The sequence below is a fragment of the Micrococcus sp. LASM2_SD2 genome, from assembly GCF_057364565.1.
This window is the reverse complement of sequence record NZ_JBNFOB010000064.1, coordinates 1-9,844: the sequence shown is the minus strand read 5'-3', so window position 1 is coordinate 9,844 and position 9,844 is coordinate 1. Positions and strand designations below refer to the sequence as shown.

Annotated in this window: 7 protein-coding genes; 6 read left to right on the top strand and 1 reads right to left on the bottom strand. The window is 71.8% G+C overall.

Translation table 11 applies throughout. From position 1 onward, the window contains the following. From AC2W7A_RS05330 to AC2W7A_RS05320, 3 genes are all read left to right on the top strand, one after another. Positions 1–727, top strand: a 727-nt coding sequence (locus AC2W7A_RS05330) for an L-lactate permease (RefSeq protein ID WP_485990439.1), incomplete at its 5' end; no start/stop codon positions are given. A 109-nt stretch (positions 728–836) separates the two neighbouring features. Then, positions 837–1,520 carry a response regulator transcription factor gene (locus tag AC2W7A_RS05325; protein ID WP_485990438.1) on the top strand — a complete coding sequence of 228 codons (684 nt, stop codon included), beginning with the start codon at positions 837–839 and terminating at the stop codon, positions 1,518–1,520. Next, positions 1,517–2,875 (top strand): sensor histidine kinase, encoded by a 1,359-nt coding sequence (locus tag AC2W7A_RS05320; RefSeq protein ID WP_485990437.1) that lies wholly within the window; start codon positions 1,517–1,519, stop codon positions 2,873–2,875. The genes AC2W7A_RS05325 and AC2W7A_RS05320 overlap by 4 nt, the downstream gene beginning before the upstream one ends. Before the next feature lie 133 nt (positions 2,876–3,008). Here AC2W7A_RS05320 and AC2W7A_RS05315 read toward each other — a convergent pair whose 3' ends face one another. Then, positions 3,009–6,443: an HAD-IA family hydrolase gene (locus AC2W7A_RS05315; RefSeq protein ID WP_485990436.1), complete on the bottom strand. Its 3,435-nt coding sequence runs from the start codon at positions 6,441–6,443 to the stop codon at positions 3,009–3,011. 411 nt (positions 6,444–6,854) lie between these two features. Between AC2W7A_RS05315 and AC2W7A_RS05310 the strand changes: the two genes are divergently transcribed. The 3 genes from AC2W7A_RS05310 to AC2W7A_RS05300 all read left to right on the top strand — a co-directional run. Next, entirely contained in the window at positions 6,855–8,579 is a 1,725-nt protein-coding gene (locus tag AC2W7A_RS05310; RefSeq protein ID WP_485990435.1) for a carbon starvation CstA family protein, read from the top strand. Between the two features lie 15 nt (positions 8,580–8,594). Further along, positions 8,595–8,858 (top strand): cory-CC-star protein, encoded by a 264-nt coding sequence (locus AC2W7A_RS05305; protein WP_485990434.1) that lies wholly within the window; start codon positions 8,595–8,597, stop codon positions 8,856–8,858. 106 nt (positions 8,859–8,964) lie between these two features. Next, on the top strand, positions 8,965–9,844 hold an 880-nt coding region (locus AC2W7A_RS05300), incomplete at its 3' end, for an ArsA family ATPase (RefSeq protein ID WP_485990433.1).

The following is a 9,844-nucleotide window of genomic DNA, read 5'->3' as shown; positions in this document are numbered from 1 at the left end:
CGAGGGCGCCGCCGGATGGGGAGCGGCCGCCGTCGGGAAGCCCGCAGGCGGACATGGGCTGCCGGTGCGTCAGCTGGCCCCCTACCTGATCCTCATGGTCGGCACGATCGCCGGCACCGCCGCGAAGGCCGCCCTGCCGCTCGGCGCGCTGGGGCCGTTCGTGCGCTCGCCGGCCACCTGGGCGCTGCTCGGGGCGGCCGTGGGCCTGGTGATCCTGCACCTGGACGCGGACCGGCGCCAGCTGGTGGGGCAGGAGGTCGTGCGGCTGTGGGTGGCCACCGCCATCCCCACCGCCCTCTACATCGCCTTCGGCTACGCCCTGACCGGCGGCGGGCTCGCGGACGAGATGGCCCGCGCGCTCGGCGCCCTGGGCGGCGTGTTCCTGTGGCTGTCCCCGTTCGTGGCCGGCGTCAGCGGGTACGTCACCGCCTCCACCACGGGCGCCAACGCGATGTTCGCGCCCCTGCAGGCCGGCACCGCGCAGGCCCTCGCGGTCTCGCCGCTGTGGCTGACGGCCATGCACTCCTCCGCGGCGAGCTGGGCGGTGATCGCGTCCCCGGCGCGCATCGAGCTGGCCTCCCGCCTGGCCGGCGCCGAGCACCGCGAGGACACCCCCGGCCTGCTGCCCACGCGCAGGAACCTGCTGGCCGTCATGGGCCCGACCGTCCTGGTGGTCCTGGCCGTCATGGCCGCCGCCACCGCACTGCTGCTGCCGCTGGTGGGGTGAGGGGCGTGGGCCCGTGCCGGCGCCACGTGCCGACCCGCGTGACCCCCACCCCGCGACTCCCCACTGTCGTCGGTCACAGATCCCCCTGCGCCGCGCCTAGGCTGGATCCATGATCACGGTGATGGTGGTGGACGACCAGGAGCTCATGCGCACGGCCCTGGAGCACTTCGTCTCGCTCGCGGAGGACATGCAGGCGGTGCCCGGCGCCGCCGACGGCGCCGAGGCCGTGAAGCGTCTGCGGCACGCCGGTCCCGGAGAGCGTCCGGACGTGGTGCTCATGGACATGCAGATGCCCGTGATGGACGGCGTCGCCGCCACCGCGGCCCTCTCCGAGGAGTTCCCGGAGATCAGCGTCCTGGCCATCACCACGTTCTCCTCCGAGCAGTACCTGGTCCCCGCCCTCCGCGCGGGGGCCGCCGGCTACCTGGTGAAGGACGCCCCGCCGGACGAGGTGGTGGAGGCCATCCGCAAGGTCCACGCCGGGGACGCCGCGTTCTCCGCCGGGGTGGCACGGGACCTGATCGACGCCGTCACCGCCGCCGGCCCGGGCACCCCCGCCGCCGCTGAGCCGGCCGAGCCGCTGGAGGACTTCGAGCGCCTCACGGCCCGCGAGCTGGACGTGGTGCGCGAACTCGCCCACGGCTCGTCCAACGCGGAGATCGCCGCGGCCCTGTTCCTGGCCGAGGCCACTGTGAAGTCCCACCTCGGCCGCGTCATGGAGAAGTGGGGCGTCCGGGACCGCGTGCAGGTGCTCATCCGCGCCGCCCGGGCCGGGCTGGTCGAGATCGGATGACCGCGCGCACCGCCGGTAGCCGCCGGGCCGCACGGCCACAGCACTCCGCCCCGGCCCCGGCGTCGAAGCTGCCGCGGTGGCTGCAGGCGGAGCCGGTGCGCCGCTGGATCCGGATCACCGTGATCGTCGTGTGCCTGCTGACGATGGGCGTGGACCTGGTGACCACGGTCCTGCACCAGGTGTGGGGCATCGGTCCGGACAGCGCGTCCCTGGCCGAGGAGCTCGAGGTCGACCCCGCGGAGCTGGAGCCGGTGATCGGCCCCTACGCGGACATGATCATCAACTGGGCCCCGCAGGTGCTGACGATCATGCTCATGCTGCAGCCCAGCGTGGGCGCCCTGCTGTCCCTGCTGTACATGGCGCTGTTCCTGGCGCTGTCCACGCAGATGGACAACTCGCTGGTGGACGTGTTCCTGGCCTACTCCGGCGCGGTGTTCGTGGCGCCGGTGGTGGCCCGCTACTCGGGCCGGCGCTTCGCGGTGGGCATCGGCATCGCCTACCTGATGCTCGTGGGCCTCGGCATCGCGGTGTCCCCGTGGGATCCGGCGGGCATGGACATGACGATCCTGACGGGGATGGCCGCGGTCACCACCGTCCCCGCCCTGGTGATCCGCCGGGCCCGGCTGCGGGCACGTGCCCAGCAGGCGGAGCTGGAGGAGGCGGCGAGCCGTGAGCGGCAGGCCGCGGAGGAGGAGCGGCAGCGCATTGCCGCCGAGCTGCATGACGTGGTGGCGCACGGGCTGACGATCATCTCCATGCAGGCATCCATGCTCCAGACCACCGACGACCCGGCCCGCCGCCGGGACTCCGAGCAGGCGATCGAGCAGGCCGCCCGCCAGTCCCTGGTGGACCTGCGCCGCATGCTCACCGCCCTGCGCGGCACGGACCGCAACGCGGACAACGTGGGCGCGGACGGGGTCCAGGACCTGTGCGCGCGGATCGAGGGGTTCGCCGGCCAGCTCGAGGACGCCGGCTTCACGGTGCAGCGGGACCTGCAGGACCTGGAGGACCTGCCGCCGTCCATGGAGTTCACGGTGCTGCGCCTGCTCCAGGAGGCCACCACGAACGTCCTCAAGCACGCCGAGCCCGGCGGGACGGTGGTGCTGCACTCGGCCCTGCACGAGGGGCACCTGGACCTGGAGGTCTCCAGCCCCCTGGCCGAGGCGACCACCGAGACCGGTCCGGGCGAGGGCGTCTCCACAGGACGGGGCCGCCGCTCGGTGCCCTCGGGGTTCGGCCTCGCCGGCATGCACGAGCGCGTCGCCGTGTTCGGCGGCCGCCTGCTCGCCGGCCCGGACCTGCACACCGAGCTCGGCCCCCGATGGGTGGTCAGCGCCGAGCTGCCCACCCGCTGAGGCGAGCCGCCCCGGGGAAGGCGGGCGGCCGTCGTCGGGAAGCCGTTCCGTGATCCCCGACGACGGCCCCCGCACCACAGGAGCCCCCGGCGCACCTGACGTGCGCCGGGGGTCCTGACGTGTGCCGGAGAGGTCAGCCCTGGAGGGGGACGGTCACCTCGGCGCCGGGCTCGAGCGTGAGCTCCCGGCCGGCCACCAGCATGTCCACCGGGCGGATCATGCCCTCCTGTGCGGAGACCGTGACGTCCTGCTGGGTCATGTGGATCTTGATCGGCTGCTCGCGGTAGCGGATGGTGAACGCCGCGCCCGGCAGCTGACGGGGCAGCACCGGGTTGACCTTGACCACCTCGTCACGGGTCTCCAGGCCCGCGTAGCAGCGGATCACCGTGTCCACGGTGCCGGCCATCAGGCCCAGGTGGATGCCCTCCCGGGTGGTGCCGCCCTGGGTGTCCGAGAGGTCGGACTCGAGGGCCTCGGTGAACAGGTCCCAGGAGGTGTCCGGGTCGGTGCGGGCGGTCACCCACGCATGCACCAGGCGGGACAGCGTGGAGCCGTGGGTGGAGCGGGCCGCGTAGTACTCCACGGTGCGCTCGAAGTTCTCCCGGGGCAGCTCGTAGCCCATGGTCTGCAGGATGTCGTCCAGCTCCTCCGCGCTGAACAGGTACGTCAGCATGAGGGCGTCGGCCTGCTTGGAGAGCTTGTAGCGGTTCGTGGCGTCGCCCTCGGCCTGCAGGATCAGGTCCATTCGGCCGATGTTCCCGTACTTCTCCCGGTAGCCGTCCCAGTCGAACTCCAGCAGGTCCTGGTAGCCCTCGAACTGGGCCAGGATGCCGGCCTCCTCGCCCTCGGTGAAGAACGGCACGGTGAGGTGGGAGGCCACGTCCTCCCAGTGCTCGATCTCCTCCTCGGAGATCTCCATCATCTCCGTAAGCGGCTCGTCCAGGGTGTCCAGCCAGCGCACCAGCTCCGCGGTGCGGGTCAGCAGCCAGGACGTCAGCACGTTGGTGTACGCGTTGTTGCGCAGGCCCGAGCCCGGGGTGTCCGGGTAGCCGTCGTGGAACTCGTCCGGGCCCATCACGCCGTGGATCTCGTAGCGGCCCGTCTCCTCGTTCCTCAGGGTCATGGAGGTGAAGAAGCGGGAGATCTCCACGAGCATCTCCGCGGCGTAGTCCTGGATGAAGGACTGGTCCTGGGTGATCTCGATGTAGCGCAGCACCGAGTACGCCACGTCCAGGGAGACGTGCCGCTGGTTGTGGGAGTTGTCCGGCATCCACATCTGGGAGCGCGGGTTCCACAGCTCGGTGGGGGTCTCCTCGCGGCCGTCCGAGCCGCCCTGCCACGGGTACATGGCGCCGGCCCAGCCCTCGGCGCGGGCGTTGGCGCGGGCCTCGTTCAGGCGACGGTAGCGGTACATGAGCAGGCCGCGGGTGATCTCCGGGCGGCGGAGCGTGAGCATGGGGAAGATGTAGATCTCGTCCCAGAAGATGTGGCCCCGGTAGCCCTCGCCGTGCAGGCCGCGGGCGCCCACGGTGGCGTCCAGGTCACGCCGCTTGCCGTAGGCGCACTGCAGCACGTGGAAGGTGTGCAGGTTCAGGGCCAGCTGCTGGCGCAGGGAGGCGCCGTCCTTGCCCATCTCGGCGGCCGAGCCCACGGAGCGCGAGACGCCCGCGGTGAACTCCGGGTTCTGGAACTCCTGGCCCGGGGCCAGCTGCGCGGTGGACCGGCGCTGGTGGGAGTACTGCTCCGCCAGGTCGATGCGCACGGCGAAGCGATCCCAGTTCTGGCCCCAGCGCTGCTCGTGCACGGTCAGCAGGTTCCGGAAGCCGGGCGAGCGCTGCAGGGTCTTGATGGCGGACTCGGCGGCGGAGGACTGGGCGTGGTCATGGGTGTTCGCCACGGAGGCGGTCTTCTCCAGCACCAGCGGGACACCCTGCTCCAGGTGCAGCTCGATGTCCTGGCCGGCCACCATGTCCGAGCAGTCGTCCAGGGCGCGGCGGATGGGCTGGGTGTGGCCCACCGGGGCCACCTGGCGGGTGCGGGCGGCCATGGCGATGCGGATGTCCGACTGGCTGGTGCGGGTCTCCAGCAACACGGTCTCCCCGTCCACCTCGCGGGCCTGCACCGGGCGCAGGTGGCGGTTGGCCAGGGTGCGGTCGTCCGAGACGTTCAGGTTGGCCACGCGGCCGTCGATCATGGAGCGGACGCAGACCTCGCCGGACCAGTTCTCCGCGGTGACGGTGAGCTCGAGCGCGGCCAGGTGGCGGTTGGCCAGGGACTGGAACTGCCGGGTGTGCACCGTGGTGCGGCGGCCCTGCGGGTCCTCGAACAGCATGGTGCGGGAGAGGACGCCGCGGCGCAGGTCCATCTCCTGGGAGAAGTCCACCAGGGACTCCTCTCCCGGCAGCAGCGGCCTCCCGCCCTCCGGGGTGACCACCAGCGGGGTCCAGTCCTGGATGTTCACCATGTGCTCGGTGTCCACGGACTTGCCCTGCACCTGAGAGGTGAGACGGTTGAACACGCCGGCCATGTAGGAGCCGGGGTAGTGCACCGAGGAGATGCGGGTGCCCGGGATGGAGCCGCGGGTGCCCCAGTAGCCGTTCGCCAGGGTGCAGAGCACCTCGCGGGTGCCCTCGGAGGCCGGGTCGAAGTGGTTCCAGCGCAGCATCCAGGCGGCGTCGAACGGGGCGGCGGTGCGCTTCTCCAGCTGCAGCGAGCCGAAGTCCTCCACCACCAGGTGGGCGCCGGCGTCCTTGAGCCGGGCCTTGCCGAGCTCGGGCTCACGGTCCACGCCGACCACCAGGCCGAAGCGGCCGTCCGCGGCGGCCTTCACGCCGGACACGGCGTCCTCGAGGACCATGGCGTCCGCCGGGTCCACGCCGAGGATGCGGGCGGCCTCCCAGAACATCGCCGGGTGCGGCTTGCCGGGCAGGTTCCGATCCACGGCGGTGTGGCCGTCCACGATCACCGGGAAGTGGTCCAGCACGGCGCCGGCGGTGAGCACGGCACGGGAGTTCTTGGAGGAGGTCACCAGGGCCACAGGCACGCCCTTGCGGTGCAGGTTCTCCAGCAGCTGGACCGCCTCCGGGAACACGCGGGCGCCGTCCCGGGCCAGCACGGCCTCGAAGAAGCCCTGCTTGCGCTCGGCCAGGGCCTGCACGGTGAGGTCCGCGTTCGGGCCCGAGTCGTCGGTGCCAGAGGTGCCGGGGGTGCCGGCTGGGGTGCCGACGCCCGGGGCGCCGGCCTCCGGAACGGTGAGGCCGCGGGAGGCGAAGAAGGAGCGCACCCCGTCCTCGCGGGGTCGGCCGTCCACGTGGTGCAGGTAGTCCGCGTTGAGGTCGAACTCGCGGAGCGCGGTGGGGTCCGCGGCAACGGCGTCCGCGTTCTCCGGCAGCCGCCCCACGGCGGGCAGGGACTGGTCGAACAGCTCCTTCCACGCCTTCGCGTGGACGGACGCGGTATCCGTGATGACGCCGTCCATGTCGAAGATGACGGCACGGTAGCGGCGCAGGCGGTGGCGGCGGGCGTTGCGGTCCTCGGCCGGGGCGGGGGTGAGGTGATGGGTCTGCATAGGCGGGAGGCGGGCCTTCGCGTCGGAGGTGAGGGGCCGTCGTCGGGCCCCGCGGCAGCGATCCGCGGCAGGGATCCGCACCAGCCTAGAACGCATGTCCCCGCCGATGTCACCACTTTCCCTACGCATCGGCGGTGAATCGGGTCACCTGGACGGGGCGGGGCGGGGTCCGGGCATCGAGCCAGAGGGTGTGGCGGTTCCTGTTGCGCCGAGCCAGAAGGAACGGTCACCTGAGAAGGGCATGAAGCGGCCACTCTCTCTGGTTCGCCGCCGGGAGCCCGCCACTCCGGCCCCGCCACGCGTCCACTCCACGGAAACGGCTACGAGAACCCGGTGCGTTCCACTAACGTGTCCCTCGTCACCATCTGCATCCGTGCCCCGCACGGACTTCCCACAGAATGAGGTCACACGATGAACTCCCTCGTGCTCGCGCTGGTCGGCGTCGCGATGATCGTCGCCGGCTACCTGCTCTACTCACGGTTCCTGGCCAGGAAGGTGTACCGGCTGGACCCGGACTACACCACGCCCGCCCACCGCTATGAGGACGGGGTCGACTTCGTCCCCACCAACAAGCTGGTCCTCTGGGGCCACCACTTCACGTCCGTGGCCGGCGCGGCGCCCATCGTGGGCCCGGCGGTGGCCGTGATCTGGGGCTGGGGCCCGGCCTTCCTCTGGGTCACGCTCGGCACCGTCTTCTTCGCCGGCATGCACGACCTCGGGGCCCTGTGGGCCTCGGGCCGGAACAAGGCGCAGTCGATCGGCACGCTCTCGGGCAAGTACATCGGCCGTCACGGCCGCAACCTGTTCCTCGTGGTGATCTTCCTGCTGCTGCTCATGGTGAACGCCGCCTTCGCCGTGGTGATCTCCAACCTGCTGGTCTCCACCCCCACCGCCGTCATCCCCACCTGGGGTGCGATCGTGGTGGCGCTGCTGATCGGCCAGGCCATCTACCGGTTCAAGTGGAGCCTGCCGCTGGTCTCCGTGGTGGGCGTGGTCGCGCTCTACGGCCTCATGCTGCTCGGCGACCGCTTCCCGATCGTCCTGCCGGAGACCATCCTCGGGCTCTCGGCGAACGCCTTCTGGATCGTCGTCCTCTTCGTCTACGCCGGCATCGCCTCCATGCTGCCGGTGTGGATGCTCCTGCAGCCGCGCGACTACATCAACGGCCTGCAGCTGTTCATCGGCCTGGGCATCCTCTACGGCTCCATCCTCATCTCCTCGCCCACCGTGGTGGCCCCGTTCTACAACGAGAACGTCCCGGAGGGCACCCCGGGCATCATGCCGCTGCTGTTCGTGACCATCGCCTGCGGTGCGATCTCCGGCTTCCACGGCATCGTCTCCTCGGGCACCTCCTCGAAGCAGATCGCGAAGGAGACCGACGCCCGGTTCGTCGGCTACTTCGGCGCCGTGGGCGAGGGCCTGCTGTCCCTCGGCACCATCATCGCGGTGACCGCGGGCTTCCGCTCCCTCGCGGACTGGGAGGAGGTCTACTCGGCCTTCGGCGAGGGCGGAGTGCAGGCCTTCGTGACCGCCGGCGGCCAGATCCTCAACACCGGACTGGGCATCCCCACCGGCCTGTCCTCCACGATCCTCGCGACCATGGCCGTGCTCTTCGCCGCCACCACCATGGACACGGGTGTGCGCCTGCAGCGCTTCGTGGTGGCGGAGATCGGCGGGATCATGGGCCTGAAGCTCGGGACGCTGGTCTCCACGCTGATCGTGCTCGCCGTGACCATGGGCCTGGCGTTCGGCGCCGGCGCGGACGGCTCCGGCGGCATGGTCATCTGGCCCCTGTTCGGCACCACCAACCAGCTGATGGCCGCGCTGACGCTGTCCATCGTGTGCGTCATCCTGCTGCGCCTTCGCCGTCCGGTCCTGCCGGTGCTGATCCCGCTGGTGTTCGTGGCGTTCGTGTCCGTGTACGCACTGTTCGTGCAGCTGGGGCAGTTCTGGAACGAGCAGAACTGGCTGCTCCTGGTCCTGGACGTGATCATCCTGGTCAGCGCGCTCTGGGTGCTGGTCACCGCCTTCGGTGCCATGGCCGCCGCCCGCAGGGCCCCGGCCGTCACCCCGGAGGAGGACGAGGCCATGGACGCCGAGGACGCCCTGGAGCACTCCGGCGGCCGCCGCCGCTGAACCGGGGAGGCGCGCATGGGGATCGGCGAACGCCTGAGGGCGCTCTCGGAGGGGCTGAACGCGTTCTACGCCGGCCCCTACCGGGGCACCTTCGCGCGCGCCCGCCGGGACGAGGAGGACCTGTTCATGATGATGGTCTTCTCGGACGCCCTCGGCGTGCCCAACCCGGCCACCTACTACACGGTGGAGCTGCTGCCCGTGGTCTACGAGCGGTTCCACGAGTGGCACCGGCGGATGGGCATGGAGCGTTCCCCGCTGGACACCATGGGCTGCTGCTGAGCGGGGGTCGGCACCCCGCCCCGCCCCGAGCCAGAGACTTCGGCCGGTTCGCGGGGCCGTGAACCGGCCGAAGTCTCTGGCTCGGCGAAGAGGAAGAGGACATCGGATGGGCGTCACGACGACGGACCCGCACCTGAGCACGCACCTGACCTCCCGTCGGGTCGTCTTCTTCGGCGGCAAGGGCGGCGTCGGCAAGACGACGGTCGCCTCCGCGACCGCCGCGGCGCTCGCCGCCGCCGGGCGGCGCGTGCTCGTGGTCTCCACGGACCCCGCGCACAACCTCGGCCACCTGTGGGACGCCGAGGTGGGGGACACGGAGACGGACCTGTTGAGCACCCAGGGCGGGGGAGCCGTCGTCGGGGTGGAGGTGGACCCGGACGCGGTGGCGGCACGCCACCTGGACGCCGTGAAGGACACGGTGCGCGGCCTGATGCCCGAGCACCTGCACAAGGAGGTCGACCGGTACTTCCGGCTCGCCGCGGCCTCGCCCGGCACCCATGAGGCCGCGCTGCTGGAGCGGATCTCCCGGATCGCCCTCGAGGCACAGGGGCGGTTCGACGCGGTCCTGTTCGACACGGCCCCCACCGGCCACACCGCACGGCTGCTCGAGCTGCCCACCCTCATGGGCGCCTGGGCGGACGGCCTGCTGGAACGGCGGGACCGGACCGAGAAGTACGCGGACGCGATGCGCGGCCTGGACGGCAGGCGCGGACTCGAGGGACCGCGGACGGCGCAGGAGCGGCGGGATCTGCGCATCCGGGAGGTGCTCACCGAGCGCCGCCGCGTCTTCGCGGACATGGAGGCCCTGCTGACGGACCCGGAGCGGTGCGCGTTCGTGCCGGTGCTCACGGCCGAACGGATGCCCGTGCTGGAGACCGTGCAGCTGTGCCGCCGCCTGGCCGAGGACCGCATCGCGGTGGCCGCCCTGGTGGTGAACCGGCGCTCGCCCGAGGACGCGGGTGCGGCCTGGCCGCGCGGCGCGGCCG

What these genes read in the sequence shown, in the direction of transcription:
- AC2W7A_RS05305 (WP_485990434.1), top strand. Translation starts at nt 8,595, where the DNA reads ATGGGGATCGGCGAACGCCTGAGGGCGCTCTCGGAGGGGCTGAACGCG.
- AC2W7A_RS05325 (WP_485990438.1), top strand. Translation starts at nt 837, where the DNA reads ATGATCACGGTGATGGTGGTGGACGACCAGGAGCTCATGCGCACGGCC.
- AC2W7A_RS05310 (WP_485990435.1), top strand. Translation starts at nt 6,855, where the DNA reads ATGAACTCCCTCGTGCTCGCGCTGGTCGGCGTCGCGATGATCGTCGCC.
- AC2W7A_RS05320 (WP_485990437.1), top strand. Translation starts at nt 1,517, where the DNA reads ATGACCGCGCGCACCGCCGGTAGCCGCCGGGCCGCACGGCCACAGCAC.
- AC2W7A_RS05315 (WP_485990436.1), bottom strand. Translation starts at nt 6,443, where the DNA reads ATGCAGACCCATCACCTCACCCCCGCCCCGGCCGAGGACCGCAACGCC.